This is a genomic window from Pseudomonas sp. SDO52101_S400 (genome assembly GCF_054071635.1).
In genome coordinates, this window is record NZ_JBSVWF010000075.1 from 1 (window position 1) to 24374 (window position 24374).

22 protein-coding genes are annotated in these 24374 nt (G+C 60.2%); 6 read left to right on the forward strand and 16 right to left on the reverse strand.

Features of this window, described 5'->3' with window-relative positions:
* The first annotated feature begins 327 nt into the window (after positions 1-327).
* Positions 328-1389, forward strand: a complete 1062-nt coding sequence (gene dinB, locus ACW9HX_RS26240; RefSeq protein WP_457382823.1) for a DNA polymerase IV — start codon at positions 328-330, stop codon at positions 1387-1389.
* 48 nt (positions 1390-1437) lie between these two features.
* On the opposite strand, the gene ACW9HX_RS26245 is transcribed toward dinB, so the two are convergent.
* The 4 genes from ACW9HX_RS26245 to ACW9HX_RS26260 all read right to left on the reverse strand — a co-directional run bounded on the left by ACW9HX_RS26245 (position 1438) and on the right by ACW9HX_RS26260 (position 6226).
* Entirely contained in the window at positions 1438-2391 is a 954-nt protein-coding gene (locus ACW9HX_RS26245) for a hypothetical protein (RefSeq protein WP_457382824.1), read from the reverse strand.
* A 17-nt stretch (positions 2392-2408) separates the two neighbouring features.
* Positions 2409-4124, reverse strand: a complete 1716-nt coding sequence (locus tag ACW9HX_RS26250; RefSeq protein WP_457382825.1) for a proline--tRNA ligase — start codon at positions 4122-4124, stop codon at positions 2409-2411.
* Positions 4125-4239: 115 nt separating this feature from the next.
* On the reverse strand, positions 4240-5799 hold the full coding sequence (locus ACW9HX_RS26255) for an AmpG family muropeptide MFS transporter (RefSeq protein WP_096819551.1): 1560 nt from the start codon (positions 5797-5799) through the stop codon (positions 4240-4242).
* Between the two features lie 43 nt (positions 5800-5842).
* Entirely contained in the window at positions 5843-6226 is a 384-nt protein-coding gene (locus ACW9HX_RS26260) for an MGMT family protein (RefSeq protein ID WP_457382826.1), read from the reverse strand.
* Positions 6227-6361: 135 nt separating this feature from the next.
* Here ACW9HX_RS26260 and ACW9HX_RS26265 point away from each other — a divergent pair, with 135 nt between their 5' ends.
* On the forward strand, positions 6362-7369 hold the full coding sequence (locus tag ACW9HX_RS26265) for a DUF481 domain-containing protein (protein WP_457382827.1): 1008 nt from the start codon (positions 6362-6364) through the stop codon (positions 7367-7369).
* Between the two features lie 122 nt (positions 7370-7491).
* On the opposite strand, the gene ACW9HX_RS26270 is transcribed toward ACW9HX_RS26265, so the two are convergent.
* Entirely contained in the window at positions 7492-7701 is a 210-nt protein-coding gene (locus ACW9HX_RS26270) for a cold-shock protein (RefSeq protein ID WP_002554837.1), read from the reverse strand.
* A gap of 354 nt (positions 7702-8055) precedes the next feature.
* On the opposite strand from ACW9HX_RS26270, the gene dcd reads away from it, so the two are divergent.
* Positions 8056-8622 (forward strand): dCTP deaminase, encoded by a 567-nt coding sequence (gene dcd, locus ACW9HX_RS26275; protein ID WP_007954988.1) that lies wholly within the window; start codon positions 8056-8058, stop codon positions 8620-8622.
* Between the two features lie 106 nt (positions 8623-8728).
* Entirely contained in the window at positions 8729-8938 is a 210-nt protein-coding gene (locus tag ACW9HX_RS26280; RefSeq protein WP_085697404.1) for a hypothetical protein, read from the forward strand.
* Positions 8939-8977: 39 nt separating this feature from the next.
* Here the strand turns inward: ACW9HX_RS26280 and pdeM are convergent, their stop codons facing one another.
* Positions 8978-9634: a ligase-associated DNA damage response endonuclease PdeM gene (pdeM, locus tag ACW9HX_RS26285; protein ID WP_457382828.1), complete on the reverse strand. Its 657-nt coding sequence runs from the start codon at positions 9632-9634 to the stop codon at positions 8978-8980.
* The gene (locus tag ACW9HX_RS26290; RefSeq protein ID WP_457382829.1) at positions 9634-12120 is read right to left on the reverse strand and encodes a ligase-associated DNA damage response DEXH box helicase; all 2487 of its coding nucleotides are present in this window, start codon (positions 12118-12120) and stop codon (positions 9634-9636) included. The genes pdeM and ACW9HX_RS26290 overlap by 1 nt, the downstream gene beginning before the upstream one ends.
* 257 nt (positions 12121-12377) lie before the next feature.
* Here ACW9HX_RS26290 and ACW9HX_RS26295 point away from each other — a divergent pair, with 257 nt between their 5' ends.
* Positions 12378-12824 (forward strand): hypothetical protein, encoded by a 447-nt coding sequence (locus ACW9HX_RS26295; protein WP_457382830.1) that lies wholly within the window; start codon positions 12378-12380, stop codon positions 12822-12824.
* 55 nt (positions 12825-12879) lie between these two features.
* Here ACW9HX_RS26295 and ACW9HX_RS26300 read toward each other — a convergent pair whose 3' ends face one another.
* The 9 genes from ACW9HX_RS26300 to ACW9HX_RS26340 form a co-directional block, all read right to left on the reverse strand.
* Positions 12880-13644: an ABC transporter ATP-binding protein gene (locus ACW9HX_RS26300; RefSeq protein ID WP_457382831.1), complete on the reverse strand. Its 765-nt coding sequence runs from the start codon at positions 13642-13644 to the stop codon at positions 12880-12882.
* A 13-nt stretch (positions 13645-13657) separates the two neighbouring features.
* Positions 13658-14776, reverse strand: coding sequence for a succinylglutamate desuccinylase/aspartoacylase family protein (locus ACW9HX_RS26305; protein WP_457382832.1), 1119 nt, complete (start codon positions 14774-14776; stop codon positions 13658-13660).
* A gap of 12 nt (positions 14777-14788) precedes the next feature.
* Positions 14789-15499: an ABC transporter permease gene (locus ACW9HX_RS26310; protein WP_096819545.1), complete on the reverse strand. Its 711-nt coding sequence runs from the start codon at positions 15497-15499 to the stop codon at positions 14789-14791.
* Complete coding sequence (locus ACW9HX_RS26315) at positions 15496-16224, reverse strand: ABC transporter permease (RefSeq protein WP_457382833.1); 729 nt, start codon at positions 16222-16224, stop codon at positions 15496-15498. The genes ACW9HX_RS26310 and ACW9HX_RS26315 overlap by 4 nt, the downstream gene beginning before the upstream one ends.
* 56 nt (positions 16225-16280) lie before the next feature.
* Positions 16281-17063, reverse strand: coding sequence for a transporter substrate-binding domain-containing protein (locus ACW9HX_RS26320; RefSeq protein WP_096819543.1), 783 nt, complete (start codon positions 17061-17063; stop codon positions 16281-16283).
* 219 nt (positions 17064-17282) lie between these two features.
* The gene (locus ACW9HX_RS26325; RefSeq protein WP_457382834.1) at positions 17283-18971 is read right to left on the reverse strand and encodes an ATP-dependent DNA ligase; all 1689 of its coding nucleotides are present in this window, start codon (positions 18969-18971) and stop codon (positions 17283-17285) included.
* Positions 18968-20002 (reverse strand): ligase-associated DNA damage response exonuclease, encoded by a 1035-nt coding sequence (locus tag ACW9HX_RS26330; RefSeq protein ID WP_457382835.1) that lies wholly within the window; start codon positions 20000-20002, stop codon positions 18968-18970. Before ACW9HX_RS26330 ends, ACW9HX_RS26325 begins: the two co-directional genes overlap by 4 nt.
* Positions 20003-20340: 338 nt before the next feature.
* Positions 20341-22791 carry a penicillin acylase family protein gene (locus ACW9HX_RS26335; protein WP_457382836.1) on the reverse strand — a complete coding sequence of 817 codons (2451 nt, stop codon included), beginning with the start codon at positions 22789-22791 and terminating at the stop codon, positions 20341-20343.
* A gap of 144 nt (positions 22792-22935) precedes the next feature.
* A complete protein-coding gene (locus ACW9HX_RS26340) occupies positions 22936-23580 on the reverse strand; it encodes a glutathione binding-like protein (protein ID WP_457382837.1) in 645 nt (214 codons plus the stop codon).
* 147 nt (positions 23581-23727) lie between these two features.
* Between ACW9HX_RS26340 and ACW9HX_RS26345 the strand changes: the two genes are divergently transcribed.
* Positions 23728-24285 (forward strand): cysteine hydrolase family protein, encoded by a 558-nt coding sequence (locus ACW9HX_RS26345; protein WP_457382838.1) that lies wholly within the window; start codon positions 23728-23730, stop codon positions 24283-24285.
* Positions 24286-24374: the final 89 nt, after the last annotated feature.

Below are 24374 nucleotides of genomic sequence, written 5' to 3' on the forward strand. Positions count from 1 at the left end.
CCTTCGGGTTATGAGCCCGACGAGCTACCAGACTGCTCCATCCCGCGTCTGTGTGTCGGCATTCTACAGAGGAACGCCGGGGTGTCAACCTTGAATCAGGATAAAATCTGTTCTGGTTCAATCGGTTAGCGATTTCTGAAGGGCGCTGCCGAGGCCGCAGGTCAGGCAGGGCAAGGGTTTCAGCTCTATTGGTGGGTTGAATTCGATTGATAAAATAAATTCAAAGGAAGTTTCCTACCGCTGGAAAAGAACCTTCATACCACTGGTGCTATATACAGGTGTCGGTGAGATACTGCCGATCCGGCTTGCCACGTTTCCTTTTCTGCCATGACTCAGCGAAAAATCATCCACGTCGACTGTGACTGTTTCTACGCCGCCATCGAGATGCGGGACGATCCGCGTCTGGCCGGCAAGCCGTTGGCGGTGGGTGGTTCGGCAGACCGGCGCGGGGTGATTGCCACCTGCAACTATGAAGCTAGGGCTTACGGTGTGCGTTCTGCGATGTCCTCGGGACATGCCTTGAAACTGTGCCCGGACCTGACCATCGTCAAGCCGCGAATGGATGCCTATCGCGAGGCGTCGAAGGAAATTCATACGATCTTTCGCGATTACACCGACCTGATCGAGCCGCTGTCGCTGGACGAGGCCTACCTGGATGTCTCGGACAGCGCGCATTTCGGTGGCAGCGCCACGCGAATCGCCCAGGACATCCGGCGCCGGGTTTCCAATCAATTGCACATCACGGTCTCGGCCGGCGTCGCGCCGAACAAGTTTCTGGCCAAGATCGCCAGCGACTGGAAAAAACCCAACGGCCTGTTTGTCATCACCCCGGACCAGGTCGAAGACTTCGTCAGCGGTCTGCCTGTGAGCAAGTTGCACGGTGTCGGCAAAGTCACTGCCGACAAGCTGGGCAAGCTTGGTATCAACGACTGCCTGCAATTGCGCGAGTGGGACAAGTTGGCGCTGGTGCGTGAATTCGGCAGTTTTGGCGAGCGGATGTGGAGTCTGGCCCGTGGGATCGATGATCGGCAGGTGCATAACGACAGTCGCCGTCAGTCGATCAGCGTCGAAAACACTTACGACGTGGACCTGCCTGACTTGCGCAGTTGCCTGGACAAACTCCCTGAGCTGCTGGAAACCCTGAAAACCCGCATGGCGCGGATCGACAGTAGCTACCGGCCGGGCAAGCCGTTCGTCAAAGTGAAGTTTCACGATTTCACCCAGACCACGCTGGAGCAGGCCGGGGCAGGGCGGGATCTGGGCAGTTACCAGTTGTTGCTGACGCAGGCGTTCAATCGCGGTGGCAAACCGGTGCGGCTGCTCGGGGTGGGCGTGCGGCTGGAAGATTTGCGCGGTGGCTTTGAGCAGATGGAACTGTTCGAGCGCTAGTTCGCAAAAAAAAGCCCGAAACAGGTTCGGGCTCTTCTATAAGCGTTGTCAGTTCGGACCGGGATCCGCCACCAGTCGCCCGGCGTCCTTGGTCAGAGACTTGAGAAACTCAGCCTGCAACTCGGGATCGTTGCGCGTCAGTTCGATCAGGCTTTGCTCCAGCTCACTGGCTTCTTCTTCCAGGCCCAGCTCCGACAGGCGCTTGACCCGGTGAACCCACTGGCTCACTTCGTCGTCTTCCAGATCGTCGTAAATCAGCCCATGTGCTTCCAGCAATTTGCCGCGCAGGTGACTGCTGATCGTCAGGGATGAGTCGGAATGCACATCATCCTTGGCGTCTTCGACGCTGATCTGCAGTTTGCCTACATGATTCAGATCGTTTTCGGCGAACGGGCTGTCCAGCAGGTTCAGTCGCAGCACGCCGTTACGGTCGGTGGTCATGTCGAAGGTCTGCTTGCCGGCCTTGACCTGCACCGGGCGCTCGCTCCATGGCAGGCTCGAATACTCCATGCGCTTGTCGCGCTGAACTTCATCGATACCGGCCAGGTTCTGCTGTGCACGACCGTGGGACTGCACGTTCATGAACGGGTTGAGCCCGGCGAACCCGTAGCTCAGCCAGTCCTTGGTCACGCTGTCCGGCAGGGTGCCGAGGGCGAACACGTTGACCACATTCGCGCCGACACCGGCCACCACCGCAACCGCACCCAGCGGAATCTCGTAGATTTCGCGCCAAGGCTGGTAAGGGGTGTAGCGGTCATAACGACGGGTGACTTCGAACTCGGTGACTTCGAAGGTTTTCTGCTCGTTGATCTTCACGCGTCGCTGCGGCAGCTCAAGCACCTTAGGCTCACCGACATCGATCTGCAGGCTGTGATCGAGCAGCTTTCGCTCGACCCGCTCTTCGTGCTCGCTGCGCTGTGACATGTGATTGGCACAGCCGCTGACCAGCAGGGTGCCGCACAGGGCGGCACCACCGAGGCCTAAGGTGTTTCGCTTGAACATGAGGTCTCTATCTGGTTTCAGCGGCGGATACGGGCCTGAAGGAAGGACAGCACGTCGGCAACCGGCAGCGCTTGCGCCTGGCCTTCGGTACGGCTCTTGTATTCCAGGTTGCCTTCGGCGAGGCCACGGTCGCTGACCACGATCCGGTGTGGAATGCCGATCAGCTCCATGTCCGCGAACTTGATGCCCGGGCTGGTTTTCTTGTCGCGATCGTCCAGCAGCACTTCGAAGCCGGCCGCAGTCAGTTCCGCGTACAGCTTGTCGGTGGCTTCGCGCACCTGCTCGGTTTCATAGCGCAGCGGAACCAGGGCGATCTGGAACGGCGCCAGGGTGTCGCTCCAGATGATGCCGTTTTCGTCGTTGTTCTGCTCGATGGCCGCCGCCACCACGCGGGAAACGCCAATACCGTAGCAACCCATTTCCAGGGTCACAGGCTTGCCGTTCTCGCCCAGCACTTCGCACTTCATCGCCTTGCTGTACTTGTTGCCCAGCTGGAAGATGTGCCCGACTTCGATGCCGCGTGCGATGTCCAGAGTACCTTTGCCGTCCGGGCTCGGGTCACCGGCCACGACGTTGCGCAGGTCGGCCACGGTCGGAACCGGCAGATCGCGTTCCCAGTTCACGCCGAAGTAGTGCTTGTCGTCGATGTTGGCACCGATGCCGAAGTCGCTCATCAGCTCGACCGAGCGGTCGATGATGATCGGCAGCGGCAGGTTCAGCGGGCCGAGGGAACCGGCGCCGGCGCCGATGGCGTCACGCAGTTCGGCGTCGGACGCCATGACCAGCGGGCTGGCAACGCCAGGTTGCTGGGCAGCCTTGATTTCGTTCAGTTCGTGGTCGCCACGGATCACCAGAGCGATCAGCTTGCCTTCTTCTTCGGCGTGCACGATCAGGGTCTTGATGGTCTTTTCAATCGGCAGATTGAATTTCTCTACCAGGGCCGCGATGGTCTTGGTATCCGGGGTGTCGACCAGACGCAGCTCTTCGGTCGGTGCAGCGCGGGAAGTTTCACGCGGTACGGCTTCGGCTTTCTCGATGTTCGCCGCGTAGTCGGAGCCATTGCTGAAGACGATATCGTCCTCACCAGACTCGGCCAGCACGTGGAACTCGTGGGAGCCGGCGCCACCGATCGAACCGTTGTCGGCTTCAACCGGACGGAATTTCAGGCCCAGGCGGGTGAAGATTTTGCAGTACGCTTCGTGCATGCGGTCATAGGTGACCTGCAGCGACGCCTGGTCGGCATGGAACGAGTACGCGTCCTTCATGATGAATTCGCGGCCGCGCATCAAACCGAAGCGTGGGCGAATTTCGTCACGGAACTTGGTCTGGATCTGGTACAGGTTGATCGGCAGCTGTTTGTAGCTGCTCAACTCGTTGCGCATCAGATCGGTGATCACTTCTTCGTGGGTCGGGCCCGCGCAGAAATCACGACCGTGGCGGTCTTTGATGCGCAGCAGCTCAGGGCCGTATTCTTCCCAGCGTCCCGATTCCTGCCACAGCTCGGCCGGTTGGGTGCTCGGCATCAACACTTCCAGAGAGCCGGCGGCGTTCATCTCTTCGCGAACGATGGCTTCCACCTTGCGCATAACCCGCAAGCCCATCGGCAGCCAGGTGTACAGGCCCGAGGCGAGTTTGCGGATCATGCCGGCGCGCAGCATCAGCTGGTGGCTGATCACGACCGCGTCGGAAGGCGTTTCTTTCTGTGTGGCGAGCAAAAATTGACTGGTGCGCATGGTTGGCCGTTGTCGGTTGCTATGACTGGAAATGACGGAGCAGTGTACCGGCGAGATCTGCCGACGTACAGAAGTGCAGGCCCGGCGGGAACCCTCCCGCCGGGTGCGAGATGTCTTACGACTCTTCGGCGACTGGTGTCGGCACGGGTTCCGGTGTCGGTGTCGGGCCTTCGCGGCGGCTCTCCTGGAACCAGTGCAGGGCAATCAGCACCAGGGTCGGTACGCCGAGCAGCGCGGTGATCATGAAGAAGTTGTGGTAGCCAAACTTCTCCACCATCACCCCGGAGTAGCCGCCGATGAGGCGAGGCAGCAGCAGCATGATCGAGCTGAGCAGGGCGTACTGGGTGGCGGAGAATTTCAGGTTGGTCAGGCTGGACAGGTATGCGACGAACGCCGAAGTGGCCATGCCCGAGCTGAAGTTGTCGAGGGAGATGGTCACGATCAACATCTTCAGGTTCGGGCCCATATCGGCCAGCATCACGAACAACAGGTTGGTGCCTGCCGACGCCGCGCCGCCAATGAACAGAATCGGCAGAATGCCGAAGCGTACGATCAGCAGGCCGCCCATCCCGGCGCCGACCAGGGTCATGATCAGGCCGAAGATCTTGCTGACGCTGGCGATCTGGTCCTTGGTGAAACCCTGATCGATATAGAACACGTTGGCCATGACGCCCATGACCGTATCCGACATCCGATAAGTGGCGATCAAGCCCAGCAACAGCAGGGCCTGCCAGCGGTAGCGCAGGATGAAGTCGTTGACCGGCGTCAGCACCGGGGCCAGGCCACGGCGACCCATGGTCGAAAGACACAGGCCGGTGAGCAAGGTGTAGAGGATGGCGCGCAGGAAGGCGCGGTCTTCCAGCAGCAAGTCCAGCGGGCTCATGGTGCCGAACAGCACGCTGGCGAAATCGGTGTTGTAGAGCTGGGTGAACATGGCCGGTACGGAAACCAGCAGGACGATCAGCACGAACACCGACATCAGTTGATGCATGAAGGTATAGCGCCCGGCCTGCAACTGGGTGCGCAACGGCACTGGAGGCTCGCGCATCAACAGCGTGGTGAGCAGGGCGGGAACCATCAATGCACCGAACAGCACGTAGGTGCCGGTCCAGGCGGAATGCTGGTAGTTGAACCCGGTGGAGCCGAAGCCCTCGGCGAAGAACAATGCGCCGGCGGTCGCGAGCAGGGCTGCGACCCGATAACCGGACATGTAACTGGCGGCCAGCGCGGCCTGGCGGTTGTCTTCGGCGATTTCCAGACGATAGGCGTCGACGGCGATATCCTGGGTGGCGGAGGCGAAGGCCACGATCACGGCGATGGCGATCAGCCAGGACAGGTGTTTCTGCGGGTCGCAGAAGCCCATGCCGATCAAGCCGAGGATCACCAGCGATTGCGAAAGCACCAGCCACGAACGGCGTCGGCCCAGCTTGCCCAGCAATGGCAGGCGCCATTGATCGAGCAGCGGTGACCAGACCCATTTGAAGGCATAGGCCAGACCGATCAGGCTGGCATAGCCGATCGTCTCGCGGGCTACACCGGCTTCACGCAGCCAGACCGAAAGTGTCGAGAACACCAGCATGTACGGCAGGCCGGCGGCGAAACCCAGCAACAACAGCACGAGCGTCGAAGGACTGGCATAGGCGGCGAGCGCGGCGCGCCAGGTTTTACGGGGCATGGGCTGAAGTCTGCCTCAAGATTGCGGAAACAAAGCGCGCACTCTAACCGCTGTGCTCTACCGGACGCCAGCCATGACGCCGAATATCCACACGATTGTTCAGGATGGTAACGCCTTCCATACGCAATCGTGCCCGCTGTTCATCTCCGGAAGGGCTGCCCGCCGGCAGGCTGATCCGACCACCGGCACCGAGTACCCGATGCCAGGGCAGCTTCGTGTCGCCGGGCAGCTGGCTAAGGGTGCGGCCGACCCAGCGGGCGGCGCGCCCCAACCCGGCCAGTTCGGCCAGCTGACCATAGCTGACGACCTTGCCCTCAGGTACCTGAGCAAGGGTTGAGTAGAGTGCCGTGCGTCGGATTTGCGGATCGCTTTCGCAGGCTTGTATCGGGTCTGTCACGTGCGCCGTTCCTGAACAGGGTCGTTTCATGGATTCAAGGTTAATCCGTGATTGGGTAATTGAGAAATGAACTCAACAGAAATAGCCGAGTCACTCCTTGTCAGGGGATTATTCCTACGGATAATGCCGGCCCTTTTTTCGCAAACTTGAGCTCCCGATTCGCTTATGTTGTCCAGAACCCTGTTGTGCCTTGCTGTCTTCAGTGCGTCCACGCCCTTGCTTGCCGATACCGTCTGGTTGAAGAACGGTGACAAGCTGAGCGGCAAAATTACCCTGTTCGACGGTGGCAAGTTGCTGGTCCAGACCCAGTATGCCGGCGCGGTCACCATCGACTGGAAGCAGGTCAAGACCCTGGAAAGCGATCAGGAACTGCTGGTCAAGCAGGACGCTTACAGCGGTGAGAAAGCCAAGTCGCTGACCGCCGCCGAAGACGGCAAGGTTACCCTGGCCAACGGCGAGGCACCGAAAACGGTTGAGCTGGCGAGCATCCAGCAGATTCTCAAGCCCAAGCCGGTGGTCGAGGATCTGGTCTGGAAGGGCAATGTCGACCTGGCCCTGGATTATCAGCGCGCCGAAAAAGACACGAATGATTACGACATAGGCTTCAAGACCTCGGCGCGCCATGGCCGTTGGCGTCATACCGCCGAGGGCGAGTACAACCGCGAAGTCCAGGATGAGGTGGTGACCACCAATAACTGGCGCGCCGAATATGCACTGGACCGTTTCCTGACCGACAAGTGGTTCTGGCAGGGGCGTCTGAACTACAAGCGTGATTACGTCGAAGAGCTGTCGCGCCAGCGGGTGGTCGGTACCGGTCCGGGCTACCAGTTCTGGGATGACGAGCTGGGAGCGTTCTCGCTCGGCTCGCTGCTCAACCGCACCGATTACGAGTACAGCGATGGCGGCAAGGACAACTTTTATTCCGTCGCGATGAAGTGGGACTACAACCGCTACCTGATAGGCAAGAAAGTGCAGTTTTTCACCACCGGCGAGATCGGCAAGCCACTGTCGGACGTTGCCAACTATGCCCTGGATTCGGAAGTGGGCCTGCGCTACAAGGTGACGGACTGGGCGTCGCTCAACCTGAAGGCCGAGCGTGACATCATCAGTGGCACCAAGGATGCGGACCTGAGCAAGACCCGATACACCGCAGGTTTCGGCGTAGCCTGGTAAGGCCATCAAAAAAAAGAATCGCAGCCCTCATCGGGTTGCGATTTTTTTTGCCTGTATAAAACAGACGCCCACAAAAAAGCCCCGCTTTTGAGGGCGGGGCTTTTTACTAAAGAAGCTACAAGTTAGATAACTTGTACTTCTTCAGCTTGCATGCCTTTCTGACCGCGGGTAGCGATGAAAGAAACCTGTTGGCCTTCTTTCAGGCTTTTGAAGCCGTCGGATTGGATAGCTTTGAAGTGAACGAACAGGTCGTCACCGGATTGTGGAGTGATGAAGCCGAAGCCTTTTTCATCGTTGAACCACTTAACGGTACCGGTTTGGCGATTAGACATGGTGTAACTCCTTGAACAAAGATAACTGCGACTCAGGAAGAACCCTGGCCGAGACTGAGTGCAAAGAGCAGGAAAAATTCTTGTAGATGGTTGGATCGAAATTCAACATATCGTGTAGAGATTCTCAGTGACACAAGCAGCACAGTGGCGCCACCTTAACCCTTTTTCCGGAACGTGCCAATGCTTCTTGCGAAGGTTTCTCTGTTTTAAGGATCGACGGTGTGACGGTTCGTCGCCAGGCCCCGTAATTCCTGCACGTTCGGCGAGAATTGCAGCCCGGACTTTGAACCCGGCGGCGCGCCCGGTAAGATGCCGGACAGATTTTTTCCACCTCGCTATTCAGGACACCCCGCCATGAGCATCAAATCGGACAAGTGGATTCGCCGCATGGCGCAGGAACACGGCATGATCGAACCGTTCGTCGAGCGCCAGGTGCGCGGCAGCGACGACAGCCGTGTGATCTCCTACGGCGTGTCGAGCTACGGCTACGATGTGCGTTGCACCAATCATTTCAAGGTGTTCACCAACATCAATTCGGCCATCGTCGATCCGAAAAACTTCGACGCCGGCAGCTTCGTCGACGTTCACAGTGATGTCTGCATCATTCCGCCGAACTCCTTCGCCCTGGCCACGACCGTTGAATACTTCCGTATTCCGCGCAACGTTTTGACCATCTGCCTGGGCAAAAGCACGTACGCCCGTTGCGGCATCATCGTCAACGTCACCCCGCTCGAACCTGAGTGGGAAGGCCAGGTGACCTTGGAGTTCTCGAACACCACCAATCTGCCGGCGAAGATCTACGCCAACGAAGGTGTGGCGCAGATGCTGTTCCTCGAATCCGACGAAGAATGCGAAGTCTCCTACAAGGACCGTGCCGGCAAGTACCAGGGCCAACGTGGCGTGACCCTGCCGCGCACCTGAGCCGTCCATCCGGCAGTTATCGGGAATTCTTCGGCGGGTAGACACTCTATGGGGTGTACTGCCCGTTTCGCGAACAGCGGGACGGGCCTTCGCCGAGGAGTGCTCCATGAAGATCGATCCGCAAATCACTGCCGAACTGGCAAGGCTCGAGCCCAATCAGGTTGGCGTATTGGCCTGGTCCTTGTTGGCACACCCGCCCATCGCCATGGCTGGCGGAATTCCTCACCAGCCCGATCCCGATACCCCCAACGAAGAACCGACCGAGCCCGGCGAACCGACGTTGCCGGACAAGCCACCACCCGCGCCCGTCGCTTGATTGAACGTATGGCCCGTCGGCTGAATCCTGAGCAGGACTTCAGCCGACGGGCCATATTTCGTTGTCGCCAATGACAAAGATCCGACAGCTATCTTCCTTCTCCACCGGAAAACCACCGGTGAAGGCGCCAAAGGCTGGCAGCAGGCTGACGCGTTCTCCCAGACTGAAACACGCCAGCCGCAGACGCTGACGCCCCTTGCCATTCAATCGATAGACCGGATGTACGTGGCCTGCAAGGACGTGCCTTTCCGGGTGGGGATGGGGTTCGTGCTGCAAGGCGAAGGGGCCGAGCAGCAACGGCTCCGGCACCACTCGAATGTTCAGCGTCGCTGGCGGATCACCGGCGCGTTTATCGTGATTGCCGCGAATCAGTGTTATCGGCAGATCGGCGTGGCGTGAGCGCCACTCAGACAAAGCACTCAAAGTGCCCGAGGCATGCGAACCGGGCCCGTGCAGAAAATCTCCAAGAAAGATCAGTTGCCGACACGGGAGTTTCGCCAGCAACTGCTCAATCACGGCGATGTTGCTCGCCGTGGTGCCCTGCGGCACCGGCTGCCCCAAGCGACGGTAAGCGGCCGCCTTGCCAAAATGCACATCGGCAATCAGCAGCGCCCGTTGCGCCGGCCAGTACAGCGCCTTTTCCGGCAGCAACCAGAGGTCTTCACCTGCCAGACGCACGGGGTAGGGCGCGTTCATCAGGATTGGCCCTTGTCAGCGGTTTTCTCCAGATCGCCGACCATGCGCCGGATCCGGTCGGCGAGTTTTTCCGAGCTCATGCTTTCGCGCATGCGTTCCACCAGCAATGGAAAACCGAGCGGTGTCGGACGCTTGATCAGGTGCATATCGAGTTTCATCCGGTTGATTCGCTCCAGCGTCTGTTCCAGTCGACGAATATCCAGTTCTTCCCGCAGGACTTCTTCTCCGGCCTGGACCAGCAGCAGGTTGTCAGCGTCATATTGTTTGAACACTTCGAAGAACAATCCGCTGGAGGCCTGCACCTGACGGGTGCTTTTCGGCGCTCCCGGGTAGCCGGCGAATACCAGTCCGGCAATCCGCGCAATTTCCCGGAAACGTCGCAGCGCCAGTTCCCCGGCGTTGAGGCTGGCCAGCACATCCCTCAACAAAGCTTCGGGACTCAGCAGGGCTCCATCGAGCTGCACAGACCAGTCAACGGGCGTGGCGCTGAGCAATTCCAGTCCGTAATCGTTGACTGCAATCGAGAAGGTCACAGGCAGGCGTTGGCTGACCCGCCATGCCAGCAGGCTGGCCAGCCCCAGATGCACCTGGCGGCCGGCAAACGGATAGAGGAAAAGGTGCCAGCCTTCGCGGGATTTCAGCACTTCGGCCAGCAGGTTATTGACCGTCGGCAGACCCGACCAGCGCATTTGCGTTTGCAGCAATGGTCGCAAGGCCTGCATTTCCGGCCCGGCAAACTCGCCGTGTGCCGCCGCGCTGAACCGGGTGACCACCGCTTCGGCCAGTTCGCTGGACAGCGGCATGCGCCCGCCATTCCAGCGTGGCACGGCGGCTTTTTTTGCGGTGCTGCGCTTGACGTAGGCGGTCATGTTTTCCACCCGCACCAGCTCCAGCAAGCGCCCGGCGAACAGGAAACCGTCGCCGGGCTTGAGGCGGGCGATAAAACCTTCCTCGACGCTGCCCAGCTGCTTGCCGCCACCACCCTTGCTCCAGAATTTCAGCTGAATGCTGGCGTCGCTGACGATGGTGCCGATGCTCATGCGATGACGACGGGCCAGTCGCGCATCCGGTACTCGCCAGATCCCTTGCTCATCCGGCTCGACCCGGCGGTAGTCCGGATACGCCGTCAGAGAAAGTCCACCGTGACGTACGAAGGCCAGCGCCCAGGCCCATTGCGCCAGCGTCAGGTCGCGATAAGCCCAGGCGCCACGTACTTCTTCGTACAGCTCATTGGGAGTGAAACCACCGCCCAGCGCGATGCTGACCAGATGCTGGACCAGCACATCCAGCGGTTTGTCGGGTGACAGACGCGGTTCGATCCGGCGCTGCGCCACAGCATCTGCGGCTGCAGCGGCTTCGATCAGTTCCAGGCTGTGCGTCGGCACCAGCGTCACCCGCGACACGCGCCCAGGCGCATGCCCGGATCGACCAGCGCGCTGCATCAACCGCGCCACACCTTTGGCTGAACCGATTTGCAGCACGCGTTCCACCGGCAGGAAATCTACCCCCAGATCCAGACTTGAAGTGCAGACCACGGCTTTGAGTTGGCCGTTCTTCAGCGCTTGCTCGACCCAGTCGCGGGTCTCACGGGACAGCGAACTGTGGTGCAGGGCGATCAACCCGGCCCAGTCCGGCCGCGCTTCCAGCAGCGCCTGATACCAGATTTCCGATTGCGCCCGGGTGTTGGTGAACACCAGGCTGCTGGCGCAGTCCTCAAGTTCGGCGACCACCTGCGGCAGCATCTTCAGACCGATGTGCCCGGCCCAGGGAAAACGTTCGATCTGCGGTGGGAGCAGGGTGTCGACTTTGAGCGACTTTTCGCTTTGCCCCTGAATACTGATGCCACCGCCCTGTGGGATCAGCACTTGTTCGGCGTGGGATTGATTACCCAGCGTCGCGGAAATGCCCCAGACGATCAGCCCCGGATGCCAGCGGCGCAACCGGGCGAGGGCCAGTTGCAATTGCACGCCGCGTTTGTTGCCGAGCAGTTCGTGCCACTCATCCACCACAACCATGCGCAACGTCGACAGCGCCGTTTGCGCGTCGGCGCGGGCAAGCATCAGGGTAAGACTCTCCGGGGTGGTGATCAGCGTGGTGGGCAGGCGCCGGTTCTGCCGGGCGCGTTCGCTGCTGCCGGTGTCGCCGGTGCGCAGGCCGACGCTCCAGGGAATCTGCAGATCGTCCAGCGGTGTTTGCAGGGCGCGCGCGGTGTCGGCGGCCAGCGCGCGCATTGGCGTGATCCACAAGACGGTCAGCGGTTCGGCGGGTAGTGGGCGTTTGCGGGTGGTTTCACCCACAGGCCCGGAGCGGGCAAAAAGATTGAGCGCAGCAAACCACACCGCATAGGTTTTACCGGCGCCGGTGCTGGCGTGCAGCAGGCCGGACTCGCCACGTTTGACCGCCGCCCACACCTGCTTCTGAAAGGCGAACGGCTTCCAGCCTCGGGCGCTGAACCAGTGTTTGGCGAAGTCGGTGGAAGTGCCCATGCCGGCGACGTGTGCTCTGAAGGTGTTCCTTCAATGACCGCGCCGACGTGGTAAAGGTTTAATCGTACGGCGGCTCCTGCGAACTTACATAATTTTGCTGCTTATTTCGCATCTGTATTAAATAAAAGATCTGGCAGTCTCGTAAGTTTGTGTTTTGTCAACTGTCATTGTTGACAGTTGTTTGGTGTCTTAAGTATGTGTTGAATAAAAAGGCACTGTGGTTTTTATCGTTTTAAACTATATAAAAGGTGATTGAGATGAGTAATAGAGCGGAGCATAGGCTTAATGAGGTTTTTAGTTCTGAACGATGGCTAGAGGGATTTTTTAAAGCTGTTGTGAAGGGGCCTGAAGGTGAGACTTACGATTTTGATCATAAACAGATTGCTTACCGAACAAACGCCGACGGGACGCACCATATTCTGGATAACGTTGTTACCGATCAGACATTTGAAGGTCTGCATCTCAATGTGGCCATTATGAAAAAAGCTTTGCCGGGGACCTATCCTCTTGTGCTCAATGAGGATTTGAAAGTAATTGTCTTGTTGCGATCAGGTTTTTACTTTGGTGTCGTCACCGGGGAAATGCTTTTGGGTACGAACGGTGGTGGGGTGCTTTCTGGCTCATTTTCAGGAAGCGTATCGCTCGGTGGGGTGGAATATAATATTGAAATTGCGAGGTTTGAAGTGAAGAATGTGCCGAAGTAACTGCGTCGTAAAAATAACGGGCCAATTGGATTGATTGGCCCGTTGTCGTTTTGTCTTATTTCAAGTTTCCACTTAAAAACTGCTTGAGCCTTTCGCTTTTCGGATTGCCCAGCACCTCTTCCGGCGCACCTTCTTCCTCCACCAGCCCCTGATGCAGGAACAGCACCTGACTTGAGACCTTGCGCGCAAAACTCATCTCGTGGGTCACCATGATCATGGTCCGGCCTTCCTCGGCCAGGCCTTGAATCACCTTGAGCACCTCGCCAACCAGTTCCGGGTCGAGTGCCGAAGTCGGTTCGTCGAACAGCATGACTTCCGGCTCCATTGCCAGCGCCCGGGCAATGGCCACGCGCTGTTGCTGACCGCCGGAGAGAAACGCCGGGTACTGATCGGCCACCCGTGCCGGCAGACCAACTTTTTCCAGATAACGCCGGGCACGGTCGTCGGCTTCCTGTTTGCTGCAACCCAGCACCCGGCGCGGGGCCATGGTGATGTTTTCCAGCACGGTCATGTGGCTCCACAGGTTGAAGTGCTGGAACACCATCGCCAGCCGAGTGCGCAGGCGTTGCAGTTCGTCGGCGTCGGCGACGTGCATGCCGTGGCGGTCGGTGACCATGCGGATCGACTGGCCATCGAGGCTCATCGCGCCATCGTTGGGTTGTTCGAGAAAGTTGATACAGCGCAAAAAGGTGCTTTTGCCCGAGCCGCTGGCGCCGATCAGGCTGATCACGTCGCCGGTCTTGGCCTTGAGCGAAACGCCTTTGAGCACCTGATGGTCACCATAGCTTTTGTGCAGGCCTTCAACGGTCAATTTGTACATGGGACAGGCATCCTCAAGGCGAAAGTAAGTAGCCGCTGCGATAGGCTTCGGCGCCCGCGACGTGGGCGATCACCATGCCGGCCGTCGCCATGCGCCGCAGTGAGCGGGCATAGAGCAGACCGGAAGCGGTGCAATGGACTGGTGTGACCCGGTCGGTGATCGGGTCAATGATTTCGGCGATTTTCTGCCCGGCTTCCAGGTGTTGGCCGGGTGTGGCGGTGTACACCAACAGCCCGCCGAGTGGTGTCACGACCGGCTCCACACCCGCCAGCGGCGTGGCAGGGAACGGCAGATGCGGCAGCGGTTTCGGCTCGCCGGCGATGGCGCCGAAGTGAATCAGGTAATCGAGCAACGCTTCACAGTCGCGGCTGGCCAGCGGATGAGTGACGTCCCCTTGACCACGCAATTCGACGGTGACCGAGAAACTGCCGAGCGGAATCTCGAATTGCTCACCGAAGCGCTCCTTCAATTGCCACCACAGCAAGGTGAAGCACTCATCGAACGACTGGCCGCCGGAGTCGGTGGCCAAAAGGCTCGCACGGGATTCGATGTAGCGCGCCAGTGGCTCGACCTGCGGCCAGGCCTCGGGCGTGGTGTAAAGATGAACCACGGATTCGAAATCGCAGTGCAGGTCCAGCACCATGTCCGCATCGCAGGCCAGCCGTTGCAGGGTCAGGCGCTGGGATTGCAGCTGGGTCGTGGCGGTGTGGCGGGCGAGGGCGTTACGCAGGCTGGTGCGGATCAGATCGAGATTGCGCTGCGGATCGTCGCAGAGTTGCGATTCGATCTCGTTGCCGATTTCTTCGCTGAGGTCGACGAACCAGCGGTTGAAATTCTGCCCGCTCTCCAGCTCGTAGCGGCCCAGCGGCACGTCCATCAGCACCTGTTCGAGGCCGACCGGATTGGCCACCGGCACCAGTACGATTTCGCTGCGCAGGCGGCCGGCGGCTTCCAGCTCCGCCAGACGCTGCTTGAGGTGCCAGGCCACGAGCATGCCGGGCAGTTCGTCGGCGTGCAGCGAGGACTGGATGTAGATTTTGCCTTGAGCCTTGTCCGGGCCGAAGTGAAAGCTGTGGATCTGTCGTGCAGTCCCCGGCAGCGGGGCCAGCAGGTCATGTATCTGGTGGCGCATTGCAGAGAGGTCCTAGTGAGTCGGCCCGAGGAAAGCCAGCCATCGGCGTTCGGCGAGGCGGAACAGGCCGACCAGCGCAAAAGTGATGGTCAGGTAGATCAGCGCGGCGATGCCGAACGACTGGAAGGTCAGGAAGGTCGCCGAGTTGGCGTCCCGCGCGACTTTCAGAATGTCGGGGATGGTTGCGGTAAAGGCCACGGTGGTCGAGTGCAGCATCAGGATCACTTCGTTGCTGTAGTACGGCAGCGAGCGACGTAGCGCCGACGGCATGATCACGTAGGCATACAGCTTCCAGCCGGTCAGGCCATAGGCCTTGGCCGCTTCGACTTCACCGTGGTTCATGCTGCGGATCGCCCCGGCGAAGATCTCCGTGGTGTAGGCGCAGGTGTTGAGGGCAAAGGCAAGGATCGTGCAGTTCATCGCATCGCGAAAGAAACTGTCGAGCAACGGCTGGGCGCGCACGGCGGCCAGGCTGTAAATCCCCGTGTAGCAGATCAGCAGCTGGATATAGAGCGGCGTCCCACGGAACAGGTAAGTGTAGAACTGCACCGGCCAGCGAATGTAGAAGTGCGACGAGACACGGGCGATCGACAGCGGAATCGATACGATGAAACCGAAGAAGATCGAGGCGCTGAGCAGCCACATCGTCATGGCCAGCCCGGTGATGTTCTGGCCGTCTGTATAAAGGAAGGCTTTCCAGTAGTCCTGCAGGAGTTCGATCATCGTACGGCCTCCCGGGCACCGGCGGCGTAGCGGCGTTCGAGCCAGCGCAGGATGATGTTGGAAACACTGGTGATCAGCAGGTAGATCAAGGCGGCGAGTACCAGGAAGAAGAACAGTTGATAGCTGCTTTTACCGGCGTCCTGGGCAGCCTTGACCAGATCGGCCAGACCGATGATCGAGACCAGCGCGGTGGCCTTGAGCATCACCATCCAGTTGTTGCCGATGCCGGGCAGTGCGAAACGCATCATTTGCGGGAACACCACGTAGCGAAAACGCTGACCGCGCTTGAGTCCGTACGCGGTGGCGGCTTCGACCTGACCGCGCGGCACGGCAAGGATCGCGCCGCGGAAGGTTTCGGTGAAATACGCGCCGTAGATGAAGCCCAGGGTCAGGACCCCGGCGCTGAACGGGTCGATCTCGATGTATTCCCATTCCAGGTAGTCGGTGAGCGTCGTCAGCCAGGTTTGCAGGCTGTAGAAGATCAGCAGCATCAGCACCAGGTCCGGCACCCCGCGGATCAGCGTGGTGTAGAGCTGGGCGGGCAGACGCAGCAGTTTGACTTTTGACAGTTTGGCACTGGCGCCGAGCAGGCCGAGCAACACGGCCACCAGCAGCGACAACGCCGATAATTTGATGGTCATCCAGGTGCCTTCCAACAGCAAAGGACCGAAGCCCTTGAGGCTGAAGGCGGAGAGCCCCAGATTTTGTAAGAGGTTTTCGAACATAAATCAGCAACCTGACTGAATGAAAAAGGCGCCCATCGATGATGGGCGCCGGGGCATTATTTGCCGCTGTACAGATTCAGATCGCCAAAGTGTTTCTTTTGAATCTCGGCGTATTTGCCGTCATCGTGTAACGCTTTGATACCTTTATCCAAAAGCGCTTTCAGCTCGGTGTTACCTTTCTTAATACCGACAGCGGTTTTGGCTGGCAGCAACGGTGCGTCGACCGGCTCGCTGACTGCGTATTCAGCGCCCTGCGGCGACTTCAGAAAGCCCAGCTCGGCCTGCAGCATGTCCTGAATGCCCGCATCGAGACGGCCGGAAGTCAGGTCGGAATACACCTGATCCTGGTTGGCGTAGGCCTGGGTTTTCACGCCGGCCTTGTCCAGCACGGCTTTGGCATAGGCTTCCTGAATGGTGCCTTGCTCGTAGCCGACGGTTTTGCCTTTCAGGGAGGCCACGTCGTTGGTGATCCCCGAACCTTTTTTCGACACGTAGGCAGTCGGGCCGGAGAACAGCTCGCTGGAGAAGTCGATGACTTTTTCGCGGGCTTCGGTGACGGTCATCGACGAGATCACACCGTCGAATTTATTGGCCTTGAGGCCCGGAATCATGCCGTCGAAGTCGCTTTCGACCCATTTGCACTTGACCTTCAGCTCGGCGCAGATCGCGTTGCCCAGGTCGATGTCAAAGCCCACCAGACTGCCATCGGCCGCTTTCGACTCGAACGGTGCGTAGGAAGGGTCAACGCCAAAACGCAGCTCTTTGTATTCCTTGGCCAGTGCGGAACCGGCGGCCATGCACAACGCCAGTGCAGAAAGGGTCAGCAATGCTTTTTTCATTATTCAATCCCTAAGAACCAATATGAGCGCTTGTGGCGCAGAATTATTGTTACTGGAACGCTTACGACTTATAGAAAGTAGCAATTTCCGAACCAGAGTCCCGAACAAGTGTTTTAAAAGGTGTAGGAAGTGAGGGCGCAGCAGGAAGAGTGCCCGAAAACGGGCACAGAAAAACGCTTGCACCTTTTGAGCGCAGGAAGGGCTTTTACGGGACAGGAATCAGACCAACAGGTTTTGCAAGGTCGAGAGGCTGTCGGCCTCGTCCACGGTCTTGTCCTGGCGCCAGCGCAGCATGCGCGGAAAGCGCACAGCGATGCCGCTCTTGTGCCGGCGGGAGAGGGCGATGCCTTCAAAACCCAGCTCGAACACCAGGCTGGGTGTCACGCTGCTGACCGGGCCGAATTTCTCCACGGTGGTCTTGCGAACTATGCTGTCGACTTCGCGCATTTCCGCGTCCGTGAGCCCGGAATAGGCCTTGGCGAACGGCACCAGCGCCCGCGCACTGGAACCGGGCGGGCCGTCCCACACCGCAAAGGTGTAGTCGCTGTAGAGACTGGCGCGGCGGCCATGTCCGCGCTGGGCATAGATCAGCACCGCGTCGACACTGAACGGGTCGACCTTCCATTTCCACCACACGCCCATATCCTTGGTGCGACCGACGCCGTACATCGCGTCCCGGGCCTTGAGCATCATGCCCTCGACGCCCAGTCGCCGGGAGGCTTCACGCTGGCGGGCGAGGTCGAACCAGTCGCTGCCGGTCAGCACCGGGGAGGGTAGCAGCACGGGGTTGTTGCACCGGGCGATGACCTGTTCCAGTTGTTCGCGCCGTTTGATCTGGGGCTGGTTGCGCCAGTCTTCGCCCTGCCACTCGAGCAAGTCATAGGCGAGGACGACCACGGGCACCTCTTCGAGGATCTTTTTCTCCAGGGTCTTGCGGCCGATCCGTTGTTGGAGCAGGGCAAAGGGTTGTACCGCCGGAGGGGCTGTGGATTGCGGGTCGAACGCATCTTCGGTGGTGGGATGCGGATTTTTCCAGACCACGATTTCGCCGTCGATCACCGTGCCGTCGGGCAAACCGTGGACAAGGCTGTCGAGTTCGGGAAAGCGTTCGGTCACCAGTTCCTCTCCTCGGGACCAGATCCACAGGCGTCCGTCTCGCTTGACCACTTGTGCGCGGATCCCGTCCCACTTCCATTCAACCTGCCAGCCGCTTGCAGGGCCGAGCAGCGCTTCGAACTGTTCGACCGGTTGCGACAGACCGTGGGCGAGAAAAAACGGATAAGGCTGACCGCCGCGTTGAGCATGCTCGGTGCTGGATTCGGGGGCGATGAGTTTCAGGTAACTGGCGGCGTTCGGCCGGTTGGACAAGTCGGTGTAGCCCACCAGCCGTTGCGCCACGCGTTTGCTGTCCAGTCCGGCCATCGACGCCAGGGCTCGGGTCACCAGCAGTTTGGACACGCCGACCCGAAAACTGCCGGTGATCAGTTTGATGCACAGCATCAGGCTCGGCCGGTCGAGCTGCGCCCACAGCGCTGGCAATTGCCGGGCAAGGTATTCCGGGGTTTCACCGCGCAGCGGCAGCAGTTTCTGCTCGATCCATTCGGCGAGTCCGGCCTCTGAGGTGTGCGGGTTTTCCGCCAGCACCAGCGAGATGGTTTCCGCCAGATCGCCGACCGCTTGATAGCTCTCCTCGAACAGCCACGGCGTGAGCCCGGACACTTCGACGGCGAGTTCGCGCAGGATCCGTACCGGTACCAGTTGCCTAGGCCGTCCGCCGGACAGAAAGTACACCGCCCAGGCGGCATCCTCCGGCGCAGCCTGAGTGAAGTAGCTTTGCATGGCCGCGAGTTTGGCGTTGCTGGAGGTGGTGGCGTCGAGTTCGGCGTACAACCCGGCGAAGTCTTTCATGGTTGCACCTCGGCGACGGCGGGTTCGACAGCAATGTTGTCTTGTTCATCGTCACCGTATTCGGTGTTGAAGCCCTGAGCGTCCAACCCTTTTTCGCGCAGGTGGCGGACCAGCACGCCGATCGATCCGTGGGTGACCATCACCCGCTCGGCGCCGGTCTGTTCGATGGCCCACAGCAGGCCGGGCCAGTCGGCGTGATCCGAGAGCACGAAACCGCGATCCACGCCGCGCCGCCGACGGGTGCCGCGCAAGCGCATCCAGCCGCTGGCGAAGCTGTCGCTGTAGTCGCCGAAACGCCGCATCCAGCTGCTGCCGCCGGCTGACGGCGGGGCGATGACCAGTGCCTGACGCATCATCGGATCGTTTTTCTTCACGTCGCCGGCGTAAATCGTCGGCGGCAGATACACACCGGCCTCGCGATAGACCCGGTTCAACGGTTCCACCGCGCCGTGGCTGAGGATCGGGCCGAGGGTTTCATCGATACCGTGCAGGATTCGCTGGGCTTTGCCGAACGAGTAGCAGAACAGCACGCTGGTCTTGCCGGCCTCGATGTTGGCCTGCCACCACTGATTGATCTCGCCGAACACCTGCGCCTGCGGCTGCCATCGGTAGATCGGCAGGCCGAACGTCGATTCGGTGATGAAGGTGTGGCAGCGCACCGGTTCGAAGGGCGCGCAGGTGCCGTCGGGTTCGATCTTGTAGTCGCCGGACGCCACCCAGACCTCACCGCCGTATTCCAGACGCACCTGAGCCGAGCCCAGAACGTGACCTGCGGGGTGAAAGCTCAAGGTGACGCCGTGGTGAGTCAGTCGCTGACCGTACTCGAGCGTTTGCAGATTGATGTCCTGACCCAGGCGCGCACGCAGAATCCCTTCGCCGGCGCTGGCGGCCAGATAGTGTGCGTTGCCGGTGCGGGCGTGATCGCCGTGGGCATGAGTGATCACCGCGCGTTCGACCGGGCGCCACGGATCAATGTAGAAATCCCCGGCGGGGCAGTACAAGCCTTCGGGGCGGGCGATAACAAGGTCCATGGCGTTACCGGAATGGAGGGACTTGTTAGCTATGAGGTTTGCGCGAAGTCAGAAGTTCGATTGATTTTTCGGTGGGAACGAAGAATTTTGTTGGCGGGAAAATCCAGCCCTCACCCCAGCCCTCTCCCGGGGGGAGAGGGAGCCTACGGAGGTGTCTGGCGAGATACATCGACCTGTGAAATGGAGTCGATTATGGATCTGCCAGGCAGCAATACGAATCTGGATTCGGTGCAGCAGGATCAGGTCGGCGGACTTCTCGAACATCCCCCAATCAGTCCCCTCTCCCTAAGGGAGAGGGTTAGGGTGAGGGGGGCTTTTGATCTTTTGGGGAGCAGCACTTATTTCCCGGGAGTCAGCGTCAACCGCGTCTTGCCATACACCCGCTCAAAGTTCTGCGGCTGCATCGGCAACCCGATGTATTGGCCCTTGAGCCAAGGATCGATGCCGTTCAGGTAGTTCGGGCTCACCGGATTCCCCGATTGCCCAGTACCGTTCTGCCCCATCAGCGGTTCGCTCTGACCGAAGTCGACGATGAAACGCATCGACGGCGCACGCATGGTGTTGAAGTCCTGACCCCAGGCAAACGCCGCCGTGTTGAGCGTGGTGTGGTCGCCGCCTGCCGCGAGCGGGCCGCGAACGGTCTGGCCGTTGGCATTCTTCCACTCGTAGCGGTGCAGTTTGCCCCACTGCCAGGCTTTGTGGTCGCCACCCAGTTGACTGTCGCCAGCGCTGATCGCCGCCGCGAGGCTGCGGGCGAGGATCGCCGGCTTGTCTTCTTTCTGCGGCGTGCGGGCATCATCCCAGAACGGGCTGTCTTCGCGGCCCAGCAAATGGTCCGCCTGGGCGGCGTAGGACAGATCGCCATTGGCGACAAACGCTTTCCACGCTGGGCTGCTCTGCGGGCCGAGTTCGTCGAGGAAGATCTGCTTCATGCTTTCTTGCAGGAACAATTCGTAGATCGCCGCATCAGCGGAAGTCGGGCTGAGCTTGCCGTCGAACGCCATCAGACGGGTGTAGGCCTCGCGAGCCTTGTTGCGGTCGGCTTCCGGAAGAGCGTCTATCGCCTGTTTCAGCGGTTGCGCCATGCCCGGGGCTTCGAACATCTTCTTCAGCTTGGCGGCGAAGGTGGTGGTCTGGTCGTACTGCATGGCGATCATGCTGCGACTGTCATGCTTGGCGCCGCCGGCCAGTTCCGCCAGACGCTCGCCACGCTCCGGCGCCGCCCAGGAGTTGGACAGTTGCATGCCGTAGCCGTGAGGAATGACGCGCTGGTTGGCGGTGCCGAGCCAGCCCTGGCTCGGGTCCTGATCGTAAGGGTGCAGCATCGGGTCGGCGTAACCGTCCCAGTCATAGCGACCTTCCCAGCCCGGCGACGGCAGCAGGCCCTCGCCTTCACGACGGTTCGGGAAACGGCCGGTGACTTGCCAGCCGATGTTGCTGGCGTCGGCAAACACAAGGTTCAGCGCGATGGCGCGGATTTCCCGGCTGGCGTCCGAAGCGCGCTCAACGGTCTGCGCGCGGCTCAGATCGAAAAACGCATCGAGGGATTTGTCATCGGTGAAGCTCGGCGTCTGCAAGGCCAGGCCAAAACCTGCGCCTTGAGCGGCGGCCTGGGCGCTGTTGAGCAGCGCGCCGTGGCGGGTTTCGTACACCGCTTCGCGAATCGGTCGCTGGCCTTTGACGAAATAGGTTTCGTTGCGCACGCCCAGTGGTTGCCATTTGCCGTTGACCTCATAGGTCAGGCTGCTGCCCTGGCGACGGATTTTTTCCAGGAACAGGTCCTGGTTGTCGCCGAAGACGCTGGTCAGGCTCCACGCCACTTTGCCGTTGAAACCACCCAGCACCATCGGCAGACCGGCCACGGTCACGCCAGCGGCCTGATATTTCGGTGCGTGAATCTGCACGAAACTCCACAGCGACGGCGCGGCCAGCGGCCCATGGCTGTCGCTGGCCAGCAGGCTCTTGCCGCTGCGGCTGCGTTGCGGGGCAATCGCCCAGTTGTTCGAAGTGCTGGCGCCGAGCAGGTTCATCGCTGCCAGTTGTTCGCTGGCGTTGCTCAGTTCGCTCAGGCCCGGAATCTGCCCGTTGAGCTTGATGCCTTGCAGCTTGTCGGCTTCGGCGACCGGCAGGTTTTCGTCGGGGGCGGACGGGGTCAGCCACGCGAGTTTGTCGGTGGTGACGGTCTGCGCCAGCACCAGTGAGGCGATTTCTTCCGGCAGGTTGGCCGACTGGCTGAAGTTCAGCAGGCAGAAAATCAGTGCCGAATCTTCCGGTTTCCAGTACTCAGGCTTGTAGCCACTGGAGGCGAGATCGCCCGGCAACTTGTCGGCGTAGCGGAACAGGTAGGCGTTGACGCCCCGGGCATAGACTTCGAAGAAGCGCTTGAGCCGTGGCGACGAGGCCTTGTACAGCTCGCCGGCGCTTTTCTTCAGGTTGACGGCGCGCATGTAGCGGTCGGCGTCGAGCATCGACGCCCCGGACATTTCCGCCAGACGCCCCTGAGCCAGCAGGCGCAGGGTCACCATCTGATTGATGCGGTCGCTGGCGTGTACATAACCGAGGGCGAACAAGGCGTCGTGGAAGCTGTTGCTTTCGATCAGCGGCATGCCCATGGCATTGCGCCGTACCGAAACGTTCTGCGCCAGGCCCTTGAGCGGCTGCACGCCGGAGGTTGGCGGGAGGGTGTCCTGAGCGTTCCAGGTCTGGCAACCGGAGAGGCTCAAGACACCGGTCACTGCTGCGGCAACGCCGAACCGGGGAAGAAAATGTGAAAGGGCTGGCGAGGCCATGGCAAAGCTCCTGCGGGGGTGTAGAGGCTGGGGGCGCAATAAAGCCGCTACGTTAGTGAGCAGGAGGGGGCCGCGCAAGCGGGGCGAGCGGTTATTTCTTCCCGTTGATCGTTCCCGCGCACGGGAACGATCAGGCCGGGTGACTCAAGCCTTCGGCGGATTGATCTTCTGCACCAGCGCGTAGGCCTTTACGGTCGCCGGGCGATCCTTGATGTGGTTGAACCAGCGCAGCACGTTCGGGAAGTCTTCCAGGTTCTGGCTCTGCCATTTGTGGGAGACGATCCACGGGTAGATCGCCATGTCGGCGATGCTGTATTCGCTGCCGGCGACGAACTCATTGTTGGCCAGTTGCTTGTCCAGCACCCCGTACAAACGGGCGGTTTCATCGATGTAGCGCTTGATCGCGTAGGGGATTTTTTCCGGCGCGAACTGGCTGAAATGATGGTTCTGCCCGGCCATCGGCCCCAGCCCGCCCATTTGCCAGAACAGCCATTGCAGCGCCACCTGGCGGCCACGCAGATCCTTGGGCAGGAACTTGCCGGTCTTTTCCGCGAGGTACAACAGAATTGCACCGGACTCGAACAGCGACAACGGCTCGCCGCCATCGGCGGGCTCATGATCGACTATGGCCGGGATGCGATTGTTCGGCGCGATTTTCAGGAAGTGCGGCTGGAACTGCTCGCCCTGGCTGATGTTGATCGGGTGCACGTTGTAGCGCAGGCCTGCCTCTTCGAAGAACAGGGAAATCTTGTGGCCGTTGGGCGTGGTCCAGTAATACAGGTCGATCATGGAAAGCTCCAAATCAGGAAAGTGGCTTATATGCGGACAGCAAACGCCGGCTTCAGGTCGTCCTGTGTGCGTTCGATAGCTTGCTTAGTGAGAGGAAGTGATGCTCAAGTGCGGGAAATTCAATGACCCCGCGTGAGAAAAATCGCCATGGAGCTTCAGGCCAACGCTGCACTGATCATCATCGACCAGCAAAAAGGCATTCTGGAGCCGCGTCTGGGGCGAAGAAATAACCCGTTGGCCGAAGAGCGGATCCTTGATTTGCTGAACTTTTGGCGACGCAGCGGGCGGAAGGTTATCCACGTACAGCACCTGTCGCGCTCACCCGATTCAGTGTTCTGGCCCGAGCAGTCCGGCGTGGAATTTCAGGAAAGGTTTTTGCCGCAGGAAGGGGAATGGCTGATCCAGAAACAGGTGCCGGATGCTTTTTGTGCGACGGGGCTTGAGGCAACGTTGCGTGAGGCGGGAATCGGGCAATTGGTCATTGTCGGCGTGGCGACGAACAATTCAGTGGAGTCCACGGCGCGCACGGCGGGCAATCTGGGGTTCGAGGCATGGGTGGCGGAGGATGCGTGCTTTACCTTCGACAAGGCCGATTATTTCGGTACGTTGCGTACGGCTGAAGAGGTGCACGGGATGTCGCTGGGGAATCTGCACGGGGAGTATGCGACGGTGGTCAGTTCGGTGCGGATTCTGGCGGCTGGCTGAAAAGCCTCCGATGAATAGGCCGGCCCCTTCGCGAGCAAGCCCGCTTGTGTCTGGGTAAGGGAATAGACTCTGGGGTGAGAGGGGTGAAT

Excerpts from the sequence above, each read along its gene's own strand:
- ACW9HX_RS26305 (WP_457382832.1), bottom strand. The coding sequence starts at position 14,776 with ATGCGCCACCAGATACATGACCTGCTGGCCCCGCTGCCGGGGACTGCA.
- dinB (WP_457382823.1), top strand. The coding sequence starts at position 328 with ATGACTCAGCGAAAAATCATCCACGTCGACTGTGACTGTTTCTACGCC.
- ACW9HX_RS26330 (WP_457382835.1), bottom strand. The coding sequence starts at position 20,002 with ATGGACCTTGTTATCGCCCGCCCCGAAGGCTTGTACTGCCCCGCCGGG.
- ACW9HX_RS26280 (WP_085697404.1), top strand. The coding sequence starts at position 8,729 with ATGAAGATCGATCCGCAAATCACTGCCGAACTGGCAAGGCTCGAGCCC.
- ACW9HX_RS26325 (WP_457382834.1), bottom strand. The coding sequence starts at position 18,971 with ATGAAAGACTTCGCCGGGTTGTACGCCGAACTCGACGCCACCACCTCC.
- ACW9HX_RS26255 (WP_096819551.1), bottom strand. The coding sequence starts at position 5,799 with ATGCCCCGTAAAACCTGGCGCGCCGCGCTCGCCGCCTATGCCAGTCCT.
- ACW9HX_RS26295 (WP_457382830.1), top strand. The coding sequence starts at position 12,378 with ATGAGTAATAGAGCGGAGCATAGGCTTAATGAGGTTTTTAGTTCTGAA.
- ACW9HX_RS26245 (WP_457382824.1), bottom strand. The coding sequence starts at position 2,391 with ATGTTCAAGCGAAACACCTTAGGCCTCGGTGGTGCCGCCCTGTGCGGC.
- ACW9HX_RS26340 (WP_457382837.1), bottom strand. The coding sequence starts at position 23,580 with ATGATCGACCTGTATTACTGGACCACGCCCAACGGCCACAAGATTTCC.
- ACW9HX_RS26250 (WP_457382825.1), bottom strand. The coding sequence starts at position 4,124 with ATGCGCACCAGTCAATTTTTGCTCGCCACACAGAAAGAAACGCCTTCC.
- ACW9HX_RS26315 (WP_457382833.1), bottom strand. The coding sequence starts at position 16,224 with ATGTTCGAAAACCTCTTACAAAATCTGGGGCTCTCCGCCTTCAGCCTC.
- ACW9HX_RS26320 (WP_096819543.1), bottom strand. The coding sequence starts at position 17,063 with ATGAAAAAAGCATTGCTGACCCTTTCTGCACTGGCGTTGTGCATGGCC.
- ACW9HX_RS26310 (WP_096819545.1), bottom strand. The coding sequence starts at position 15,499 with ATGATCGAACTCCTGCAGGACTACTGGAAAGCCTTCCTTTATACAGAC.
- ACW9HX_RS26290 (WP_457382829.1), bottom strand. The coding sequence starts at position 12,120 with ATGGGCACTTCCACCGACTTCGCCAAACACTGGTTCAGCGCCCGAGGC.
- ACW9HX_RS26260 (WP_457382826.1), bottom strand. The coding sequence starts at position 6,226 with ATGAAACGACCCTGTTCAGGAACGGCGCACGTGACAGACCCGATACAA.
- ACW9HX_RS26265 (WP_457382827.1), top strand. The coding sequence starts at position 6,362 with ATGTTGTCCAGAACCCTGTTGTGCCTTGCTGTCTTCAGTGCGTCCACG.
- ACW9HX_RS26345 (WP_457382838.1), top strand. The coding sequence starts at position 23,728 with ATGGAGCTTCAGGCCAACGCTGCACTGATCATCATCGACCAGCAAAAA.
- pdeM (WP_457382828.1), bottom strand. The coding sequence starts at position 9,634 with ATGAACGCGCCCTACCCCGTGCGTCTGGCAGGTGAAGACCTCTGGTTG.
- ACW9HX_RS26270 (WP_002554837.1), bottom strand. The coding sequence starts at position 7,701 with ATGTCTAATCGCCAAACCGGTACCGTTAAGTGGTTCAACGATGAAAAA.
- ACW9HX_RS26335 (WP_457382836.1), bottom strand. The coding sequence starts at position 22,791 with ATGGCCTCGCCAGCCCTTTCACATTTTCTTCCCCGGTTCGGCGTTGCC.
- ACW9HX_RS26300 (WP_457382831.1), bottom strand. The coding sequence starts at position 13,644 with ATGTACAAATTGACCGTTGAAGGCCTGCACAAAAGCTATGGTGACCAT.
- dcd (WP_007954988.1), top strand. The coding sequence starts at position 8,056 with ATGAGCATCAAATCGGACAAGTGGATTCGCCGCATGGCGCAGGAACAC.